Origin of the sequence: Shimazuella kribbensis DSM 45090, assembly GCF_000428065.1 — a bacterium.
In the GTDB taxonomy this organism is placed as follows: domain Bacteria; phylum Bacillota; class Bacilli; order Thermoactinomycetales; family Thermoactinomycetaceae; genus Shimazuella; species Shimazuella kribbensis.
The window spans coordinates 31,333-50,887 of the sequence record NZ_KE386618.1; the positions used below are offsets into that span (position 1 = coordinate 31,333).

The 19,555-nt window shown below is 38.1% G+C and carries 22 protein-coding genes and 1 pseudogene; 12 read left to right on the top strand and 11 right to left on the bottom strand.

From position 1 onward, the window contains the following. The 3 genes from A3GQ_RS27790 to A3GQ_RS27480 all read left to right on the top strand — a co-directional run. Positions 1-1,214, top strand: a 1,214-nt coding sequence (locus A3GQ_RS27790; RefSeq protein ID WP_037465812.1) for an RHS repeat-associated core domain-containing protein, incomplete at its 5' end; no start/stop codon positions are given. A 12-nt stretch (positions 1,215-1,226) separates the two neighbouring features. Further along, positions 1,227-1,511: a hypothetical protein gene (locus A3GQ_RS0121220; RefSeq protein ID WP_028778737.1), complete on the top strand. Its 285-nt coding sequence runs from the start codon at positions 1,227-1,229 to the stop codon at positions 1,509-1,511. A 299-nt stretch (positions 1,512-1,810) separates the two neighbouring features. Next, complete coding sequence (locus A3GQ_RS27480) at positions 1,811-1,954, top strand: hypothetical protein (protein WP_156877877.1); 144 nt, start codon at positions 1,811-1,813, stop codon at positions 1,952-1,954. 437 nt (positions 1,955-2,391) lie between these two features. On the opposite strand, the gene A3GQ_RS28420 is transcribed toward A3GQ_RS27480, so the two are convergent. Continuing rightward, positions 2,392-2,586, bottom strand: coding sequence for a phage terminase small subunit-related protein (locus A3GQ_RS28420; protein ID WP_083964359.1), 195 nt, complete (start codon positions 2,584-2,586; stop codon positions 2,392-2,394). A gap of 629 nt (positions 2,587-3,215) precedes the next feature. On the opposite strand from A3GQ_RS28420, the gene A3GQ_RS0121245 reads away from it, so the two are divergent. Continuing rightward, positions 3,216-4,007, top strand: a complete 792-nt coding sequence (locus tag A3GQ_RS0121245) for a class I SAM-dependent methyltransferase (RefSeq protein WP_028778739.1) — start codon at positions 3,216-3,218, stop codon at positions 4,005-4,007. Continuing rightward, positions 3,998-4,465 (top strand): enolase-like domain-containing protein, encoded by a 468-nt coding sequence (locus A3GQ_RS0121250; RefSeq protein WP_028778740.1) that lies wholly within the window; start codon positions 3,998-4,000, stop codon positions 4,463-4,465. Before A3GQ_RS0121245 ends, A3GQ_RS0121250 begins: the two co-directional genes overlap by 10 nt. 604 nt (positions 4,466-5,069) lie before the next feature. Here A3GQ_RS0121250 and A3GQ_RS0121260 read toward each other — a convergent pair. Beyond that, positions 5,070-5,324, bottom strand: coding sequence for a hypothetical protein (locus A3GQ_RS0121260; RefSeq protein WP_028778742.1), 255 nt, complete (start codon positions 5,322-5,324; stop codon positions 5,070-5,072). A 241-nt stretch (positions 5,325-5,565) separates the two neighbouring features. Between A3GQ_RS0121260 and A3GQ_RS0121265 the strand changes: the two genes are divergently transcribed. From A3GQ_RS0121265 to A3GQ_RS0121285, 5 genes are all read left to right on the top strand, one after another. Continuing rightward, positions 5,566-6,171, top strand: coding sequence for a recombinase family protein (locus tag A3GQ_RS0121265; protein WP_028778743.1), 606 nt, complete (start codon positions 5,566-5,568; stop codon positions 6,169-6,171). Between the two features lie 112 nt (positions 6,172-6,283). Further along, positions 6,284-6,775 (top strand): hypothetical protein, encoded by a 492-nt coding sequence (locus tag A3GQ_RS0121270; RefSeq protein ID WP_028778744.1) that lies wholly within the window; start codon positions 6,284-6,286, stop codon positions 6,773-6,775. After that, positions 6,772-7,083 (top strand): hypothetical protein, encoded by a 312-nt coding sequence (locus tag A3GQ_RS0121275; protein ID WP_028778745.1) that lies wholly within the window; start codon positions 6,772-6,774, stop codon positions 7,081-7,083. Before A3GQ_RS0121270 ends, A3GQ_RS0121275 begins: the two co-directional genes overlap by 4 nt. A gap of 221 nt (positions 7,084-7,304) precedes the next feature. Beyond that, positions 7,305-8,108 (top strand): hypothetical protein, encoded by an 804-nt coding sequence (locus tag A3GQ_RS0121280; protein ID WP_028778746.1) that lies wholly within the window; start codon positions 7,305-7,307, stop codon positions 8,106-8,108. An 84-nt stretch (positions 8,109-8,192) separates the two neighbouring features. Beyond that, a complete protein-coding gene (locus tag A3GQ_RS0121285) occupies positions 8,193-8,846 on the top strand; it encodes a uridine kinase family protein (protein ID WP_028778747.1) in 654 nt (217 codons plus the stop codon). Between the two features lie 286 nt (positions 8,847-9,132). Here A3GQ_RS0121285 and A3GQ_RS0121290 read toward each other — a convergent pair whose 3' ends face one another. The 5 genes and pseudogenes from A3GQ_RS0121290 to A3GQ_RS0121315 form a co-directional block, all read right to left on the bottom strand. Further along, complete coding sequence (locus A3GQ_RS0121290; RefSeq protein WP_028778748.1) at positions 9,133-9,555, bottom strand: SRPBCC domain-containing protein; 423 nt, start codon at positions 9,553-9,555, stop codon at positions 9,133-9,135. Positions 9,556-10,524: 969 nt separating this feature from the next. Continuing rightward, positions 10,525-10,965, bottom strand: coding sequence for a hypothetical protein (locus tag A3GQ_RS0121295; protein ID WP_028778749.1), 441 nt, complete (start codon positions 10,963-10,965; stop codon positions 10,525-10,527). Between the two features lie 124 nt (positions 10,966-11,089). Continuing rightward, positions 11,090-12,568 (bottom strand): annotated as a pseudogene (locus A3GQ_RS25270) (transposase); the annotation flags it as partial. 939 nt (positions 12,569-13,507) lie between these two features. Next, positions 13,508-13,906 carry a hypothetical protein gene (locus A3GQ_RS0121310; protein ID WP_028778751.1) on the bottom strand — a complete coding sequence of 133 codons (399 nt, stop codon included), beginning with the start codon at positions 13,904-13,906 and terminating at the stop codon, positions 13,508-13,510. Between the two features lie 154 nt (positions 13,907-14,060). Next, positions 14,061-14,750: a hypothetical protein gene (locus A3GQ_RS0121315; RefSeq protein ID WP_028778752.1), complete on the bottom strand. Its 690-nt coding sequence runs from the start codon at positions 14,748-14,750 to the stop codon at positions 14,061-14,063. Positions 14,751-16,014: 1,264 nt separating this feature from the next. Between A3GQ_RS0121315 and A3GQ_RS27485 the strand changes: the two genes are divergently transcribed. Both A3GQ_RS27485 and A3GQ_RS0121330 read left to right on the top strand, forming a co-directional pair. Then, positions 16,015-16,179, top strand: a complete 165-nt coding sequence (locus A3GQ_RS27485) for a hypothetical protein (RefSeq protein WP_156877880.1) — start codon at positions 16,015-16,017, stop codon at positions 16,177-16,179. Between the two features lie 111 nt (positions 16,180-16,290). Next, a complete protein-coding gene (locus A3GQ_RS0121330) occupies positions 16,291-16,506 on the top strand; it encodes a hypothetical protein (RefSeq protein WP_028778753.1) in 216 nt (71 codons plus the stop codon). Positions 16,507-16,656: 150 nt separating this feature from the next. Here the strand turns inward: A3GQ_RS0121330 and A3GQ_RS0121335 are convergent, their stop codons facing one another. The 4 genes from A3GQ_RS0121335 to A3GQ_RS0121350 form a co-directional block, all read right to left on the bottom strand. Continuing rightward, a complete protein-coding gene (locus A3GQ_RS0121335) occupies positions 16,657-17,286 on the bottom strand; it encodes a recombinase family protein (RefSeq protein WP_028778754.1) in 630 nt (209 codons plus the stop codon). A gap of 405 nt (positions 17,287-17,691) precedes the next feature. Then, positions 17,692-17,856: a hypothetical protein gene (locus tag A3GQ_RS27490; RefSeq protein ID WP_156877882.1), complete on the bottom strand. Its 165-nt coding sequence runs from the start codon at positions 17,854-17,856 to the stop codon at positions 17,692-17,694. Between the two features lie 234 nt (positions 17,857-18,090). Further along, on the bottom strand, positions 18,091-18,639 hold the full coding sequence (locus A3GQ_RS0121345; protein WP_028778755.1) for a hypothetical protein: 549 nt from the start codon (positions 18,637-18,639) through the stop codon (positions 18,091-18,093). A gap of 2 nt (positions 18,640-18,641) precedes the next feature. After that, positions 18,642-19,295 (bottom strand): hypothetical protein, encoded by a 654-nt coding sequence (locus A3GQ_RS0121350; RefSeq protein ID WP_169818322.1) that lies wholly within the window; start codon positions 19,293-19,295, stop codon positions 18,642-18,644. Positions 19,296-19,555 lie beyond the last annotated feature (260 nt).

Here is a 19,555-nt window from a genome sequence, read left to right on the forward strand (position 1 = left end):
ACACAGGGGAGCATTCCTACTACCAGTACAACACCGATGTCGATGTAGAAATGCTGACTGATGAAAATGGCAGTGTGAAAGCAACCTATGGATACAATCCATATGGTGAAGACGATCTGACAATGTTTACGGGGGTAGATAAGCCTGATTCTGCTCAGCCAGATAAAGCAGCCTATAACGATTATCGTTATGGAGGACAGCCCTGGGATGCCAACACGCAGTCCTACGACCTCGGATTCCGAGACTACTTCCCAAGTTTAGGACGCTTCTTGTCCCCCGACTCCTATAATGATTCGGTAACCAACAAAGGCTTGGTCATGGACACGATGACAAATAACCTGTATTCGTATGCAGGTGGAAATCCCGTAGATTTCTCGGACCAAGACGGACATATCCCACTATACAATGGGGATGATGGTGGAGATGCAGTCCAAATGTATGTAGCAGCAACGGGACAACTGTATCATCCGAGTGGAAAAGGGAAGAAAGCAAGCAAGTCCCAGATGAAACGAGCCAACCAGCATAGCAACTCCTTACAGGCAAGGAATCATAAGAAGCCGAAGCCCAAACCAAAGCCAAAAGCGAAAGCAAAACCGAAGCCAAAACCAGTAGCGAAGCCGCCAGCAGTAAAATGTCAAAGCTATACAATGTCAAAATCAGGAGTATGTGTAAGAAACGCTACATCTCAAGACCTCCGTCGTACAGCGCAAACAGCAAAGGTAGCGGGCACCGCATTTGCAGCTGGATATTTAATGACATTAGGTTTAGAATTGGGGGCTCCAATAGCAGCATTTGGAGGAGGATTAATCGCAGCAGGATTTACGAAAGCTGGAATGTCTGTAATAAATTTTGCTGTGGGAACTGTTAAGAATGTAGTTGGAGGGGTAAGTAAATCTACTGTTTCTTCCTCGAAAAGGGTAGGACAGTGGATGTCTAAGAACGAATATAATGAATTTGTAGAAACAGGTGTTATACCCAGAACGAATGTTTTAACCAAAGGGAAGGGGGGATATATAAAACAAGCCAATAAAGGTGATTACTATGTAGAATTTGATGTTGACTCATCTCTGTTGTCTATAAAAAATGAAGAATTGGGATGGGCTCTAGTTAAATCTAAAAATAATATACAACTAAAGTATGCTCAAAAGAAAGGAATAACACTCCCACCACCTATTGGTGAAAATATAAAACATATATTTACAAAACCAAAATAAAGGATGATTAATTTGTTTAATGAGATAGAAAAGTTTATAAATTATTTTATAGATGGATCTGGAAATAGATTATTGCTAGAAGATTTATTTAAATATGGTGAGAATAAGATAGAATTCATTATATCCTCAAATAATTTTACGACTTCAATCTCTGTTCTTTCTGATCTCACCTATGATTTTTTAACAATAGATATGGAAACAGAAGATTTTATATTGAATAAGACAAAATACCCAAAAACCTTAGATGAGTTATTTGTACAAATAAATATGGATCTAAAAGAATTCATGAGTTTGTAGCTTTATGTTATTACTTAGGTATTTATTAAATAGATACTACATAGTACTTGAAAGGTAAGTGCGACAAGAGGTCCATCCTCTTGTCGCATTTTTATTGTTACAGCTTAAACCACTCACTACCCCTTTTCGAGGGGATGGGCAAAAATCCCGTTACTTTGCGGTCTATGGCAGCAATCCTGTCACTGCCCCTAAGGCCATCATCAAGTAAGGGAATTGGAAAAATTTTCAGATGTGGCCCCTCATTCCCCGAACCGTTCACATACCCCAAAGGGTGCGCTCTACCTACTGGTTACTTGAAGATGAGCGAAAAATGTTTAATAAACTCGCGAAAGAAAACAGGATACACAAAATACGATGTAGTTGGAATGGCAATCCGTTCCATGTATGAACGTGTGATGCAAGCGAAACCAGAAAAGCAAACAAAAAAGCCTGACCAGCGATAGCCAGCCAGAAAATTGAGAGAGTTTTGATGTTAGAACAGAGTATATCACAAGTGTGGGGAAACCCACGCTTTTTGTTGTAAAAGTAGTGCGACCTGCTGACATCCGAAGACATCAGCAGGTCACTCCCTCAGGAGCTAGTTGTCACTCATCCGATGCGGGCTTCTTCTTGCCCAGAGCTGCCAGAAGTAGCGGATGGTTCGTGTTCTGCCTTGATTCCCTCAGAATCTTGATAGCCCTCTGGGTCTTCCCAGGGACTTCCTCAGGACAGTCCGTATCCTTCGAGAACGCCTTACCGACATGGCCATTGGTACCAGACAAGTTTTTCTCCGAGGTAGTTCGATGGGGAAATGATATTCCCGTGAAATAAATTCTACTGCATGAAAAGAAAACATTCTATAGGTAATTGTTACAGTATTATGCATATCCGTTTTGATATCCTATTTTCGCTTATTTAACTCAATTTTTCCTGTTTGCATGATTACCCTTTGATGCTCCACCTTTTTTAGGAGCGCTCCTTTTGTTTTGTCTTCCCACTTATCTTCTGTTTTCCACTTCCGGACACGGGAATCTGGAATACTGAGTTGTTGGGCAATATCCTTTAATTTAGCGGTTCCTTTACTATCTCTCCATATGGGAAACTACGAAGTCTAATTCATGATTAGAACAGTGATTTTACCTATCACTGTTCCTTTTTTATTGCCAGTAACGCTTATTCCGGTTTCCTGTTCCACTGCTTCCTAGACCCCAGAAACCATAAATGAGTTTCAATTAGATGACATGGTCCGTTCCCTCAAACTTTTATGGTGTAGAGAATCAGTCTGGTGGATTAAATCTAATATTGAAAAAGATGAAGATATTCCTCAACGTTTCTCAAAAGAGATTGAATGGCTACAAAACAATTGGAATAATTTGGATGAGATATTACAATTCAATTCATAATCAAATAAAATGGACTTCTCTATTTGGAGAAAACCTTGTTGGGGTCCCGCTGTCAAAACGCGGATTCTCCCCAATAAATGGAATATACCTGTCACTGGGCCTATAATCCCTCTACCTCTAGTATATGAATCATAAAAAAACTAGCTTATCACCCTTAGAGGGGTAGAAAGCTAGTCTTTTTACTAGTTTCTGTCCTTAGCGGGACTCCTTGTTCTTATATTAATAGAAGTAACTCAAATTAACTTAGAATAAAATATCTAATTCAGATCTGGGCGCGTAGTCGCCACGATGGAAAACCAATGATTGAGATAGGATGGTAAAAATGAATAAAGACATGGGAAATTCTTCAGTCGTTTTCACAGGTTTGGTGGATGAATACGTGCAATATCGCCCTAGATATCCGAAAATATTTTTAGATCAGTTGTTAGATTCTTTTCATGTAGATGGTTCTGGTAGGCTTCTCGATCTAGGTTGTGGACCAGGTACAGTTACACTAGATATGAGGCATCGTTTTCACGAAGCAATCGGAGTAGACCCAAATGAAGACATGTATAAAGCAGCTTGTATTCAGAAAGACAGGGAAAAGGCTGACAATGTTCAGTTTCAATTAATGAGAGCAGAAGACATTAGTGAAAAGTTAGGATCATTCCAACTTGTTACCTGTGTTTCCTCTTTGCATTGGATGGATCGTAGGCTGGTATTACAAAAAGCTCATCAGCTTCTAACAGATGTTGGGGGAATTGCCATTTGGGGGATGGGAAGCTTCTGGGCAAGAAGAGAAAAATGGCAAGAAATCATGATCGATATTGTAAAAAAATATCTAGGGCTTGAAAGACGTGGATCAGAAGTAATGAATCGAAAACCATCCCATCAAATTGTAGTGAAAGAGGAAGGTTTTAAAAATGTAGAGATGTTAAAGTATCCCATTGTTCAGACCTGGGATCTAGAAAGGATCATGGGTTATCTCTACTCTTCTTCCTTTGCAGCAAAAGAATTATTTGGTGACCAATTGCCCGAATTCGATCGTGAAGTAAGAGATGCATTGCAGACATTTAGTCCAGAAAATCATTTTGAAGATCATATCACAATCAATGTGATTGTTGGATGGAAGTAAACAGTGTAAAAATTACGGACTTGTCCATTGATTATGTAACAGTACCTTATGAGGATCAGTTTGTATCAGCGTATTTTCTGGAAGTGTCCACGAATAAGGGGATATCCGGATTCTATGGATCGATACGACAATCATCTGTTGCGGTCCAACTAGCGACCTTTAGAGAGACAATCAAAGGTTTGAATCCTATTGCAATAGAGCAGATTTGGAATAAAGTATTTTCTACTCAATTTGGCGGAAGAACAGGAATATGGATGATGGCTTTAGGGGCGCTTGATTGCGCCCTTTGGGATATAAAAGCCAAAATATTTGAAGTTCCAGTGTTTGAATTATTAGGAGGGCCTTGTCGGGAGAATATCCCTTTTCGTGAATTTGAATATGGATCTTTGGAATCCGATAGAGAATGGTTTCGTGAAGTGTCTCCTATTTATCATGTAGACGGGGTTCAGGGAAGATAAGAGTAAAAATAGGACATAGGCAGGGAATATTCACCAATCATTTTTGGAAGGGAAAGTATAAGAGTAAGATAAAAACCGCCTTTTGGCGGTTAGTTGTATATATTAAAGATAACTATAAAATGATTATCTTTTCCTGTTATAACTTGATGTATTTCAGCGAATTTGTTTTTACTCAGTTGTTTCTCTAGGCGTTCACTGAGTTGATTTGATAATGGTATATAATATCCAGCATTAGAGCTCACATAAATTTCTTCGAAATGTTGGGACTTTGTAAATTTTGTAATGTCCATAATACTCACCTCTAAATGAAATACTACATAATCGCTTGTTTTTCCTTTTAGGAAAGGATTGTTTTTCGGAGGAGTTAGGACATAAGTTGTTGATTATTTCCATTCACCGAGTTCTATGTCGCTTTTTTCGCTAGTTAAATAACGAATTCATAAGGTTTTTTAACCCAGATAGGCTTCATAAGTGTCACATAATACAATTTCTATGACATATTGCAGAAATCCCCGTTTCATCAGCGTTTTAAAAGTGATTGGGAAATATTCCTAGACTATGTCTCATTTTTACACGTATCTCCCCGGTACCCCTATAACAACGACTAACTGGATAGTAACTTCTTTTGCTCGTCAGTTGGGTATAAAGGATATTCATGGCCTATTTTTGGCTCTTTTGGATAACCATTATACTTTACTAACTCCGACCATCTCCAACCATCTAAGAAACCACCAGCTACGCAGTTCGGACATAAGCCATGAACTGCATCTATTGTATCTCCTTTTTCTTTCCCGTGTTGCTCCCAGCTTTTCGTAAGATGAACCGTTTCACAATGTAAACACCATGTATACTTTGACATACTAACACCACCAGTATTCATTTTAGAAAATACTTTTACATATGTGGCTCAATTCCTCTAACTGGGTCAGTCTCAAAAAGTATACTTTTTGAGGCGGATTAGTGACCCTTGATTCACTCATGTTTATAACGTATCAAATAACTATAAAAACACTTTTGATGCGTACCAAAAATATGATTGACCTATTGATACTAAAAAACTATAATAAATGTATCAAATTGGTTCGAGGTGTTTTGAAACAATGAAAACTTTCGCTTATGTACGAGTCTCATCAAAAGATCAAAACGAGACACGCCAAATCGAAACCATGAAAAAAGAAGGTATTGCTGATCGTGATATTTTTGTCGATAAAGCAAGCGGAAAGGATTTCGAGCGTCCCAAATATCAAGCGTTAAAAGCAGTGCTGCGTGAGGGAGATGTTGTTATATTCGATTCGATAACTCGTATGGGTCGGAATATGGACGATACAGTAAAGGAATATAACTGGTTGGTTCATAATGGTATACAGCTGCGATTCGTGAAAGAGCCAATGTTAAACACAAGTAATGAATATGATGATGTGATGAAGAAAGCCATACAGCAAATAGTTTTAACCTTACTATCCGCATTTGCTCAAAAAGAACGGGAAGAAATTCGCTCGAGACAGGCAGAGGGTATTGCAACAGCTAAAAAGAAAGGCGTTAAATTTGGTCGTCCATCTATCGAGTTTCCAAAAGATTGGGACATTAATTATAAGCGCTGGAAAGCTGGGGAGATTACTGCGGTTAAATGTATGAATATGTTAGGGCTAACAAAAGCGACGTTTTACCGAAAGGTTAAAGAGTTTGAGGCTACCCATAAGGAATAAAACCACATATCCATCAATCTAAGAGTAAGTGTATATTAGAAGAATAGAATATTTTGGTATATCTTTAAAAATAAGGAGTAGTGGGACGAAAAAGAGGGAAGGATGACAATGAGTGGCAATAATTGAGTTTGTATATGATAAACAGGGATACAGCCAAGCACTGCACACCATTGATACGATCTATGAGCGAGGCAAGACAGATCCCGTAATGGCTGATATTTCATATTATGTGTCATTGATCCTTGATCACTTGGAAATAGCAGGTGTACCAGAGGACCCCGATAATTATAATTTTATATTCCAGCGGAGAAATCGGTCCACGATTACAAGTCGCCGGATATTTAAAGAACTAAAATACCATATACCTTTGATTGAATTGAGGTATAATCATTATGTAGATGGAAATCCATCTTATGCGTTTCGGATTATCTTTTTTGAGGCAAACTATCAAGGCAAGACCGTTATTTTCATTACTAGGGCCTTGTTGAAAAAAGAAAAAAGTGATGTTGCATTTGATCGGTATTGTATAGAAAGTGATAAAATATTTCAGGACTTTCTACGGAACCCTCACCACTATCTGGAAACTGAGGAGGATGAGGAATGAGAAGAAAATTAGGATCGGATATGCAAAAATTGAAACAAAAAGCATCACAAGTTCCAGGGATGAAAGAGTTTCACAATAGCTTCCCTGTCATTGTTGGCAAAACATTATTAAAAAGACGGTTGGACCTGAAAATGGATCATGAGCAGTTTTCTACTCATGTCTGGATCAAATCAGGTAAAAAAATACCTGCTGACCTTTTGTATCGTATGGAGTGGGCAGATCCTGATATTTCACTTTCTAGATATAAATGGGCATTGGATGCTTTGCCTGTTGAACCAAAAGAATCTTCATCACAAGCTTTCAGTTAATGATCAGTCCCTTATGAAATCAAGGGATTGATCATTATTTTTTTACATAGGGTTATTACCCTGGTTGTGCATCTTTGAGGACAGAATGGATAGATACTATATTTATGCTATAAGCAAATAGAGTTTTACCAAGGAAAAAACATTGTGTTTTCCCTTCGTAAGTCCTTTCCAAAAAGTTTATACTATATTGTACATAATATACATATAGGATGTGAGTCGGTTTGAAAAAGCGATGGACCTTAGATGATCTAAAAAAAATAGACAAGCTCATCATCATAGACGGACAAGATCGAAATCCCGAGGAGATTGCGGATGACTATCGTGAATATATGAGGGAGGGGTACAACCTTTCCACGGAAGAGATTGCCGACTATCTACGGTGCAACTATCAGACTGCACATAGAAAGTTTACATCTACCCTACGTCGGATCGGAATCACGGAAAGAGCTAGAAATATATTGTTCACATCAGAAATAGATGATGAGGATCTTGTCCCTTTATTTACAAAACGTCGACTATATAATCGAGCGGATTTTGAGGAATTTTTATTGGATCAGGCTCATTGGGTGATTACAAGGGATGCTTATCGGTTTTCTGATTTAAGTGAAGATGTTTTAGAGAGATTGGAATATTGGGCAGAAAAAAAAGAATTGTCTTCAGAAGCCATGTTTCTAAATCTGGCAATTTGTACTGATCCTTCCCATGTTAGAGATGAGTCATCTCGACAAGTGCAAATAATGGAGGTGCCTCAAAAGATTGTAAGCATGAGAGATTTATTAAACAAATTTGGGTACAGTGCCACAGCATACCGTTATATTGAGCGATATGCCATTCCTAAAATCAAAATTGGTAACTTGGTTCGATACAATGATGAAGATTTTAAGGAAAGGGATGATAGTGTGATCTTTACCTTGCCCGTATCTATCCCAAAAGAAAAATTTCTGGCCAAACTTGGGCGGAGGTTGATGAAAGAAGATATAAGATTCACTATAGTATATTTAGACAATGAAATAAGGTTCAGTTAAGGTTTATTCCGTCTACTCTGAGAAGATAGATGCGAATATTTACTATGTTTATATTATAGGCAATATAGTAAAAGGGAGAGAGCGATGGATAAGTTATTACAAGAAATCATAAATTGGGTCAAAATAAATGATGAAAAGATTGTTATTGGCATTTCAGGACATGGTGCTGCTGGAAAAACAACATTTGCCAATAGGATCGTAAACCTACTAAATCAAAATGAAGTAAATCATATTAATACAGATCCATATATTGTTAGCTCAAACCTACGAAAGCATGCAATCATCGACTATACATATCAGAACGAAACTCATCGCTATAAAATGACGGCTTGCCATCCATCAGCGCATCATTTATCTTCTTTAGAAAGAGATGTTCAGATGGTTAGAGCTGGTTTAGATTTATATACACTTGATGCGCATTACAAGAAAAGCGAGTTAATCTCTTCAAAAAACAAGGTAACAATTGTAGAAGGGATGAGCGTTGCATTTATTAATCCAGGATTATTTGATTTGAAAATTTACTTTTATACAGATGATGAAACGGAATTAATGAGAAGGTCGAACCGTGATATTATTGAAAGAGGAACCGATATTCATTATTTAAGTCAATCTCATGAAGAACGTAGGATTCAGTACGAGGTGTTTATGCATATGTACAGTCAACATTTCGATATTATTATCAAAACATCTGATAGAGCAATACATATAGAAAAAAATATATTTGAATTTAAATGCTAATCAAGGAGCAAAACCAGCAACTGAACGACGAAGTGTGATTTGCCCAATAAATGGAATTTATCTGACGGACTAGAGCAGCAACCCTGTCACGTGTCTATAAGGGGGTAGTCCGAGATAACTCCAAAAACGGCCATAGAGATAGAAAAAATTGTAAAACCCCGATTTCTCAGTATTTAAACTAAGAAATCGGGGTTTATAAGATTACTTCATCTGAACAGGAAATACAACTCCCAGATAAACAATATTGGTAGAAAAGTAGCTGCTTTCCTTTTTTATTATAGAAGAATTAATTTGTTTCCACGAGATTTTTCAATGCAGTCAAAATCGGTGATTCATTATCATCCGATTCCTGAAGATCGGTCTCTGGTCTATTATCTAGTTGTTCAATCGTCAATAAAGTATAATCATCTTTCTCAGTTAGTATATAGTTCATTATGAAATAATTCTCGGGTCTGTCTTCTAAGTCCGGTCTAGGCGCAAAGAGGTTGTAACTTAATCTGTCAAAAGGTTCTACCTCCAAAACTTTACCCCATTGTTCAAAAATAGTGCCTTCCCATTCGTTCCGGAAACGAATATCGCTTCCAACCTGCCAATCGGTGATTAGATCACTACCGTATTGCCATTCCTTAACTAGTTCGGGTTTTGTAAGTGCAGACCATACTTTTTCTTTTGGCGCATTGATTCGAATTTTGGAAGTGTTTGTAGCCATTTGCATTCCTCCAATAAATAGTGCAGATCATATTAGGCTTCTTACTAAAGGACAAGGGTGTGGCTCTTTCTTTAGTTTGAACTATAGACTATTAATTTTCAATATCCTTTGGAATCTAGGAAAAATAATTGGTATGTATTTATAATGGATACAAACTAATTGGATATAGAAATTGGCTAAACTCCTTAAGCAAAGAGCCAATAAGTACCGTTTAATTCGTGTGTATCCGCATTGTTTACATTTTTTTCTATCTGTATGGCCGTTTTTGGACTTATCTCGGACTTACCCCTATAGGGTAATTACTATATATATACTATTAGCAACATAGGGCAAATCTGAAATTTTGACCAAAGGCCAGAACCAGCATCCGAACGACAAACCATCTCACTACCCCTTTTCGAGGGGATGGGCAAAAATCCCGTTACTTTGCGGTCTATGGCAGCAATCCTGTCACTGCCCCTAAAAGGCCATCATCAAGTAAGGGAATTGGAAAAATTTTCAGATGTGGCCCCTCATTCCCCGAACCGTTCACATACCCCAAAGGGTGCGCTCTACCTACTGGTTACTTGAAGATGAGCGAAAAATGGTTAATAAACTCGCGAAAGAAACAGGATACACAAAATACGATGTAGTTGGAATGACAATCCGTTCCATGTAGGGGTAATTACAGCGTCCCTGTCATACGGTGCAATAGCTTTACAGAAATGATATTCGGTAAAGAAAAACGCTTGGAATAGAAGCAAATTCTTTACCGAATACCTTTAGAAAGTTGCTATATCCGATTTACCGAACACGTTGATATTGGCCTAGTGACAGGGTTGCTGCTCTAGTCCGTCAGATAGTTTACATAATATGTAAAAAAACAACCAGCCCTTCATTAGAGCTGGTTTAACTTATCTAGTATTGCTTTTCGACTAATTAGGTCGTTTTTTGTAATAGAAGACTTGATAAATTCGCTTAAAAACCAATTCATGTCGCCTTCTTTAAATGAATGTTGTTATATACTCGTTTGAGACACTTATCGCAATTTTTTTGATAAAACCGAATCAACTCATCCATTATCCAAAAGACGAAAGCAATTGTTAAGTAAATAAAAAACATAACCATATCAGATTGGTTAAACTCATTGAAAAATGCAATAGGTGCTAAATGGATCATAGCTGCAACAGTTCTTTTTCGTCGTAAAGGAAGTTTCCAAGTAATCAAATCAGAGAGTAGTGAAGTACTCCCACCTATAATAAAGAGAAGATAAGCCCAAAAGTATACACCTTCATCAAAAGAGGAAAGTGAATATTCATAGGATACTGGATCGCCATAATAAATAGAAATTAAACCTATAGCAACTATAATGAACGCAGTAATAAACGAAGCTATCAATTTCCGGAATACAGCTTGGGTGTTTTTGCACATCCCCCCGAAAAGGTATATTAAGAAGTACCTCCTGAAACTTCTCAGAAGGGGATCGTCCGAGATAAGTCCAAAAGCGGCACGATAGATAGAAAAAATTGTAAAAATGGCGCAAAGGCCCTTTCCATCAAGCACTTTCCAACTCCAATTTTAATTTCCCATCAAAAGGTTGGGGTTGTTTTTCCAAATCTATGACATAATCACCAAATCGTTTAATATGTTCGGTCAGATAAGGGCTCAATGCAGCTAGATCTTCTGGGTTTACTGGATATCCTTCCTTTCTTAACTGTCGTATCACTTCTGTTAAATCCACAACATTTTGAAAAATAATGGCGTTTGCAACTAAGTCTCCATATTTTATAATTTTCTCTTGTTGTTCCGGGTCATTGTTGGCAATGATTCCAAAACCACCAAAGCATATCCATTTGGAAAATCCATTATAAGCCTCTACTTTGTTTGTTGCTGCCGTAATCGTTCTACGAAGATGGATATCTGCAATGTATTGGAGCAAGAAAATGGTACGAATCACACGTCCTAGTTCCTGAAATGCCTGATAGAGTTTGTTTTTTTTGCTATAGTTTCCTAGCTTTCTTAATAACATTGCAGAAGATATTTTTCCGTGTTTGATGGAGAGAACCACACGGAAAAGATCTTTCCAATGCAATTGGATTAAATCCCAATCGATCGACTCACTAAAGAAAGAGTCGATGTGTTTATACTTCGTTTCCGGGCTTGGACGAAAGAAAGTAAGTTTTTTGAAATTCCGAATTCGTGGCATCAGTTTGATACCGAGTAGATGAGATAGACCAAATACAGGTGTCGATTGCCCTTGCGTGTCTGCATGAAGGGTATCTGGTTGCACATCGGATTCATTTTTTAGTAACCCATCCAAAATATAAACGGCTTCCCATACCCCACAAGGAATAAAATGACTTAACAAGGCGATGTAATTATCAGCCAAGTGATGGTAGGCAATTGCCCCATAGATTCCATAGCGAATATGATATTCGGCTAAGAGATTCTCTTCATAAATGTTATAAGGAGTGCCATCCGCAGCGGCGGATTTTCCAGTTCCCCACAACCTGGGTAAGTCAAAGCCATGATGGTAATGGTTGATGATATCCTTCATCGCTAGATCAATCTTATTTGCTGTGATATGCCTTTGATTGGTATAAGAGAGAGCACTTCCAGTTACATCCTCCCGCATATGTCTAGCAGCTTGGACAGGTCCTAAATTACATCCGTACGCAAAGGTAGTCAAGATATACCGTTCACGGGGGTTTTTTAGCTTTGGGTCAGAGCCGGAGGCTGGACCAAAATGACGGGACCAATTTATCCAATGTTCTACATTGCAGAGAATATCCATCAAATTTCTTTCCGGAAGGCGTTCTTTCATCATCTCCTCTAGTTCCTTCATTGACTTGTTATACTTACGTTTCTTCACTTTTTTTAATACCAATTTTCCTTCTTCGGTGATACTAACATGCTCATTATCCGGGAATTCGTTATCTATTTTCTGGAAAACTTGAGTCATCCATGATTTCAATCCTTTTACAAAATCCACCTCATTCTCAGGAAAACCTAACTCTTGGCAGTATGGGGTCACGGTTCCCAAAAAAGAAAATTGTACGTTAAGGAGCGGATTCAGTAAAATAAGGGCTTTTCATCTAAGCCGAGACATTCTACGATGAAAATTTCTAGGGTAAATAGGTTGTTTTTCCTGCCCCACTTGGTCCGATATGCTCAATTTACATCGTAGAAGTGTAGTTCTACGATGTAAATCTGCTTAACGTACAATTTTCTTTTTTGGGAACGGTGACCCCTATTTATTCCAGTTTTCTGTTCGACTGATCCCTAAACCCCGAAAGGGCCTCTTCAATTTTTTTACAATTTTTTTCTATCTATTGTGCCGCTTTTGAACATCCGATAACAATACTTATCGGATGTTCAAAAGACACTGAATCTATGTCTCCACTTGAGAATTAAATACAAATAGTAACACAATTGTGCTATTATTTGTATTACACCGTAGGTCAATCTCTCAGGTAACTCCTGATTTGAGGTTCCTGCAAAATTTGGAGGTAGATTCCTGTGGAATGTGGATACCCGAACTGTCGACGGAACCGCGTGCACTCCCACGAGCGCAGCACCGGCCGGCAGTGCCGGTCCATCTACTGCAGCGGCCATTGTCGCGGCGCTCGGTGACCTCACCTCAAGCTCCCATGGGGGCAAACGATCGGCTGATGTCCAAAAAAGACATTAGCCGATCGCCCGTTTCCAAAAAAAGTGAGGATGTACTCCTTCGTTTTCCTATATATTGTTGGTTCTATCCCTTCTAAGCTGTTTCCTCTAAAAACTCAGCACTGTTAATGTCCGATAAGGTCTATTCCAGTTTTCTGTTCGTTTGCTCCCTAAACCCCTAGTCCGTCAGATAGATTCCATTATATGGCTACGTTACCCCTCAGGCGCCGGATGCTGGTTCTACCTGTCAATGTGAGAATCGGTTCCGTACCCCAAGTAAATCATTTATGTTTCAATATGCCGATCAATAATCCGTAAACTTTTGAATCTCTTTCATTACTCTGTAGTATTCTAGATCCACCGTAAAGTCTGCGTCTTTTATTCGGTCTCTGCCAAAACTACCAAACCTTGTACTATCTCGTAAGAATTCAGTTACAAAACCATCAGGTGAGTAAAAAACCCATCTCCATTCGGGTAATTTAATTCCTGAATCTTTGCATATCTGATCTTGCACATCTTCGATAGTATTTGTAACGGTGGCGCACTTCGTACCACCGCAAGCATCTAGAATATGAACCGTCTTCGTATCCTTATTAAATTTGAAGTAAAAATCAGTATTTCGAAAGCTTCTTAAATTTTGGCGTGTTCCTGATGGTTTGGAGGATTTTAGTAACTTAGCGATGCCTTCGTAGTCAATACCCATTGAAAATAACTAGCTCCTTTTTGATGACATTTTCAAAGTTGCCAGACGTGGTTATTATTCGGATTTCTCCCATTGCTGTGTAACCATTTCATCAATTATTAATTCCCAGTATATGGTTCCGTTGCCCCTCAGTCGCCGTTTGCTGATTCTACCCTTATAAAGTAGTTCTGGATGTAATGTCACTCATATCGGAAATGAGTTTTCTAAAATCTGCATTACCATACTTATTATGAGTTGCATCATATGCATTAAATGTAGGTCCTTGAACAAGGTTGTAAAGGGAAAACTTACAGAAGATAACAATAGATCCACGAAAGAACCTAGTTACAACTCTGGCATTACTCTTCAGTCTTACTTCTCCTTTACCATCATCATAATCAAAGTATCCATGATCCCAGACACCTCGGCCAAAGTAAGCATTAGGGGAAATTTCTGTAACTTCCTCTTTTTCTTCATCTTCACCATAATCATAGACTCCACTAGGCTGCAAATTATGCGTGTCTAAGCGGAAATACATCCAATCTGGATCTTTATTAATGGAGTGAAATGATAATTGTTTAGGTTTCACAATATATGTTTGCCCATCGGTGCCTAGCTCTAAGCACTCTCTTTCATTAGATAGATAGGCTCCAGTTAAATCCATACCTCCACCTGTAGGATAAAACATATGGTTCAACGCTTTTTGTGTTGTACTATATTGTCCAATGTAGTTTAGTACTGAAGTAATATCATCAAGATTAGTCCATTCGCATTGACTTGGGATTCCATATGGGAAAATTGATTTAATCATTTTATTCCATATCGGAAGTCTCTCCAATCTAAGCTCTTTCTGTCTTTCGTTCAAAGTTAATCTCCCCTTTAATCAACATATTGCCCCCAAGTTCCTTCCTGTGTTTACTAATTCGATAAATAGAGGAAAAACCCTATGCAAATCTTACATAATTTTCTTGATCATCTGACTTGGAGTAGTGAGACGGTTCGTGTTCTGATCCGTCACATAGATTCAATGTATCAACCTATTACTTTGCGGTCTATGGTAAGAATCCTGTCACTGGACTGATGAAACATAAATGGGGTAAGGCACCGATTCGCACATTGAGGTGCCACTCTGGAAATAAAATACATCTTCATTTGCGAGTTTCCTTCACAGACACCCTCATTATGATGTTCAGAAAATTCGATATTCCACCTTTTCGGGGGGATGTGCAAAAACACCCATAATGCATTTTTGCGAATGTTTATTCTCATATCATAAGTAAAAAAATCAAAATTTTAATTTTTTTAAATACTACACTCAGATTTAGAGATGAATTATAATAGATTCCATCTCCTTCAAAAGGAGGTGAGATAATGCGCAAAAGCAGAAAAAAGCGCAAAAAGAAAGAACTATCTTTAGAGACAGTCCTTACTTTTACTGTACTGATTATGGAGTTACTCATAGCCACTATCGGATTGATGTAACTCAGAAAATAGGAGCGGGGTCGAGCCGCTTCTATTTTTTATGTCATCATGCGGTTGATGATGACTCTATATTACCAACTCTCATTCAAAATTACTACTATAGTATTACCCATAGTATACCGTATAGCATACCGTTGTCCCTCAGTCTCCGGATGCTGGGTTTATCCCAATTTTGCTTCATGTTCATTGATGATCTTATAAGGCCTAGAACCAGCATCCGTGTCATAAAGCGCAATTTGACCAGATAATGGAAAATGATAGCGAAAAAATGAGTAATTTAAATTTATCTAAAATACAAAAAATACTTGCTTTCGGGTAAAGAATCAATTAGAATTTAGACGGTCGATAGGTACAAGGCCTATCACTTGCATAAGGAGCAATTCTTATGGGTGGACGCGAGGACGCGGAGACGGTCGCAGGAGAGGACCACGCCGGCACGGTCGAGAGGACCGAAGTCCCCGACCCCGACGAGGGCTAATCCCCAGATCCCCCTCGAATCACAACCGGCTGGAGTTAGACTCCAGCCGGTCCGTCGTTTATTCAAGACTTAATATATTTGGCCCACTTCACCTATCAGGGGTAGAGGGAGCGAAAACCGATTTTGGTGCCATTTACCTAATAATTGGAAAAATGACTTGGAGTTGCATGTGCAGCCTCAAGTCATTTTTATTTGGCCCAGTGACAGGGTTCTTGCTCTAGTCCGTCAGATAGATCCCATTTATTTTATTGGACAAATTGCACTTCGTGACACTGCTGGTTTTGTCCTATTGCCGATAAGGCTTATTCCGGTTTTCTGTTCGACTGATTCCTAATGAACATTTCCAGGGGATGTGCAAAATGCAGTGTACAGTATATAATTTACAATAGGTTTGCTCATCCGAGTACACCATGACCTGTTCAGTGAGTTGAATCGAGGAAAAATCATGCGACGGCTCATCAATCTTCTGCGTGGGAATGGCACTGCTACCACCTCGATCAACGAGGAGGGCGATGTCACCCAGATCGCTGAGATCGACGGCGACGGTGAGGTCACTCAGGTGGCCGAAGCCGGACGCAATGTCACCCAGGTGGCAAAGGCCAGCGGAAACGCACGTGTAACTCAGGTGGGTGGCAGCTCCCGTCGTGATCGTCGGAGCTAGTACTCTTCCCAGTTGAGAGGTCAGAAAAGCCCCCTTGTGAACGTGCAAGGGGGCACCTGATTTTAGGCCCAATGAAACGTTTCGCGCTCTAGTCCGTCAGATAGATTCCATTATATGGATTCGTTACCCCTCAGTCGTCGGATGCTGGTTCTAGAATAATTTGGTTTCATGTTCTTTGATGATCTTGTAAAAGGAATTCTTTTTTAATCCTAACAAGGTAGCGAATTCCACACCTGTGATTTCTTTGTTTTTCCATCGAGGATAATGGACAGATAGTATTTGCTTTTGCTCTTTTGTCAAAACGTTCAGGTTTACTTGTGGCCTACCTAGATGTTTCCCTTTGGATTTTGCAACTGCGATCCCTTCGGCTTGACGTATTTTAATCGTTTCCCTTTCCTGTTGAGCCAAAGTAGTATAAACCTCAATAATAATATTATTAATCATATCAATTACCCAATCTTGACCTTCGGGAACATCTTGCATGGTGGTAGGAAGATCAATAATCTTGACTCTTATTCCTTCTTTTTTAAAATACTCTAGGTATCGTTTAATCCCATCTTTCGTGCGTCCAAGTCGATCAATCGATTTTACATAAAGCGTATCCCCTTCACGNATGGCTTTCAGCATGTTTTGGAATCCATCTCGNTCCATATCTTTTCCACTAGCTTTATCACTGTAAATATATTTATCCGCAGTCACATAGGGTTGTATCGCAACGAACTGTCGGTCCAAATTCTGTTCCTTTGTCGAAACTCTCACATATCCAAAATGAATCCCCACAAAAACGGCCCCCTTTTATCTGAATATTATCAAAATAGTTTATAAAGGTCAATTATCAGAAAGGCGTTTTTAAAGATATATTATATGAATAAATAAACGGATAATCGTACATGTTTCGATCCGTTTGTAAAGGAGTACCTTTGCAAACGCATAGGAAATAAAAAGAGCAGCCCGAAGGCTACCCCTTTTTAACACATAACGCAACTATTGCCACAAGTAACATTAGGAATTGTATTAATTCCGTCCAAGTTACCATTTTGACCTGCCCCTCTCGTACATCACCAAAACGAAAGGAGTGGATCTAATGACTTAAAAGCAGTTAAGACACGCTTTAACAACACACATGTTAATTATATTGGGGATAGGAAAGATAATCAATATTCTAAAAAATAAAAAATAACCTTTTTATCCGGTGGCTTTCTCTTGCACATCCTCAAACGGCACAAGCTCATGATAATCATCTCTGCACATCACCTGGTAATGCTTAATTCTTCTATTGATGTAGAATACAACTCCTCTTCGACCATCTTTCAATTGAATTGTGTCGCCTTTTTTGAGAATTGGAACCATTCAATCAACTCCCTGTATGTGAAATATCTAATATGAGCTATTCTGATAGGTTTTGTGATACATGGTAATGCCATAAGGTATATAAGATATAAAAATCTCCATATAGCGCCTTTATCTTCGAATAACGCAATATAGACAAAAAACACGATCAAATGACCGTGTTTCGATAATAGAAAACCCCCATGAGCTGTACAGACACAATAAAATCACTTTCTCAGGTGGCTACTAAATTTATCATTTTGTATATGCACTGATATTACAAGAGCCATCCAAGCTCTTTTCAACTAATCCAGCAGAATCCTCAGTCAACTCCTGCTTTAGTTCAAATCCATTCTTGTTAATGTAGAAATTATACAACTGATCTTTTCTATCAAAATCATTTGAGACTAAGTACGCTTGGACCTTCTTTACTCCATATCCTCTTAAAACAGTGCAGATAGTTGAAATTAAATTGGTTCCAATGCCTCTACTGTTGTGTTTGCCATGCATCCCTAAATTAATATCTAAAATCTCTGCTGTTTCTGTGCCTAGTTCAAATGGTCTGGTAAAAATACATCGATGATTACGAATCATTTCACCTTGATAAAATATATACCCACTTACCTCTAAACTGATTTTCTGGTCATTATTAAACCAACCACTCTTATTTACAATATAGACAATTGAATACTGATGATAACTTCTATCACAAAAATGATTAAACTGAAATTTATCGACATATCTATCATGTACAGTAAATTGATTAGCTAGTTCAACGTTAATGTATTCTTCATCTATCTCCATTTTCATCCCCTCTTTTTTTCTTGTGCAGACAGTAATTTAAAGAAAATCGTAAAACTCATTAAATTTACATAATTGTCACGAAAGAGCTGTTTGACTTGTTCAATTCTCCAACACCATAAAACAAACATTCTTACTGGAAATTTCAACTTTTCAATATACATTTTTAAGGTGCGTACTTGAGAAATAATCTGACAATACTCAGATATCTGCTCTTGAGCAAATTTAAAACTAAAATCAATATCCCAATATTGGAAATCAGGAAAAGAAAAGTCCTTAGAGATTAACTTATCTTGAAAATATAAATTGGAATCTGAATGAGTTAAACCCAACTCACGAATCAATGCAAAAAATCTTCCTTTTAAATGACCAAGTTTCTTATTGTATTTTTTGCGCTGAATATTATCTCTTTCATAGCGAATATAGGCATCTTTATTCAATCGATAAGAAGTAACATAAGCTCGAATGTATGGAGCTTTAATGATTTTCGCCCATGTAGTCCGATGATTACCATCACTATCTACCACATAAACATCATGATCCAAATAATGATTTACATGAATGCATTCATAATCAGGATCGACAAAAGTTTTTTTGAAGTTATGAAGTCCTATTCTTTGAAGGCTATTCCAAAGATTTTCCAATCTGGTTGTGCACATATTCCCTGTTCCTTGCAAATGTCTCCACCATGAACTCCCTGCTCTTCCCCTTGAATCTGCGAGTCCAACAATCTTTTTAACTGGAATTAGAATTGGTTTATGAAAATTATCCTCAATATAATCGTAGTAGACATTGAAAATATTAGGATCTTCGACAGGTTCACTTTTCATAAGATTAATATGATTCGGAGACACACCATATTGAAGCAGAATACTTTCTAATCTTGGGGTACGAACAATATCAAAGTACTTTACTATAC

Coding starts and splice junctions, on each gene's coding strand:
- A3GQ_RS0121260 (WP_028778742.1), bottom strand. CDS start 5,324: ATGTCAAAGTATACATGGTGTTTACATTGTGAAACGGTTCATCTTACG.
- A3GQ_RS0121310 (WP_028778751.1), bottom strand. CDS start 13,906: ATGGGTATTGACTACGAAGGCATCGCTAAGTTACTAAAATCCTCCAAA.
- A3GQ_RS27480 (WP_156877877.1), top strand. CDS start 1,811: ATGAGCGAAAAATGTTTAATAAACTCGCGAAAGAAAACAGGATACACA.
- A3GQ_RS27490 (WP_156877882.1), bottom strand. CDS start 17,856: ATGGTTCCAATTCTCAAAAAAGGCGACACAATTCAATTGAAAGATGGT.
- A3GQ_RS0121345 (WP_028778755.1), bottom strand. CDS start 18,639: ATGGAGATAGATGAAGAATACATTAACGTTGAACTAGCTAATCAATTT.
- A3GQ_RS0121350 (WP_169818322.1), bottom strand. CDS start 19,295: ATGTGCACAACCAGATTGGAAAATCTTTGGAATAGCCTTCAAAGAATA.
- A3GQ_RS0121285 (WP_028778747.1), top strand. CDS start 8,193: ATGGATAAGTTATTACAAGAAATCATAAATTGGGTCAAAATAAATGAT.
- A3GQ_RS0121295 (WP_028778749.1), bottom strand. CDS start 10,965: ATGTGCAAAAACACCCAAGCTGTATTCCGGAAATTGATAGCTTCGTTT.
- A3GQ_RS0121275 (WP_028778745.1), top strand. CDS start 6,772: ATGAGAAGAAAATTAGGATCGGATATGCAAAAATTGAAACAAAAAGCA.
- A3GQ_RS0121330 (WP_028778753.1), top strand. CDS start 16,291: ATGCGACGGCTCATCAATCTTCTGCGTGGGAATGGCACTGCTACCACC.
- A3GQ_RS0121245 (WP_028778739.1), top strand. CDS start 3,216: ATGAATAAAGACATGGGAAATTCTTCAGTCGTTTTCACAGGTTTGGTG.
- A3GQ_RS0121250 (WP_028778740.1), top strand. CDS start 3,998: ATGGAAGTAAACAGTGTAAAAATTACGGACTTGTCCATTGATTATGTA.
- A3GQ_RS0121290 (WP_028778748.1), bottom strand. CDS start 9,555: ATGGCTACAAACACTTCCAAAATTCGAATCAATGCGCCAAAAGAAAAA.
- A3GQ_RS0121265 (WP_028778743.1), top strand. CDS start 5,566: ATGAAAACTTTCGCTTATGTACGAGTCTCATCAAAAGATCAAAACGAG.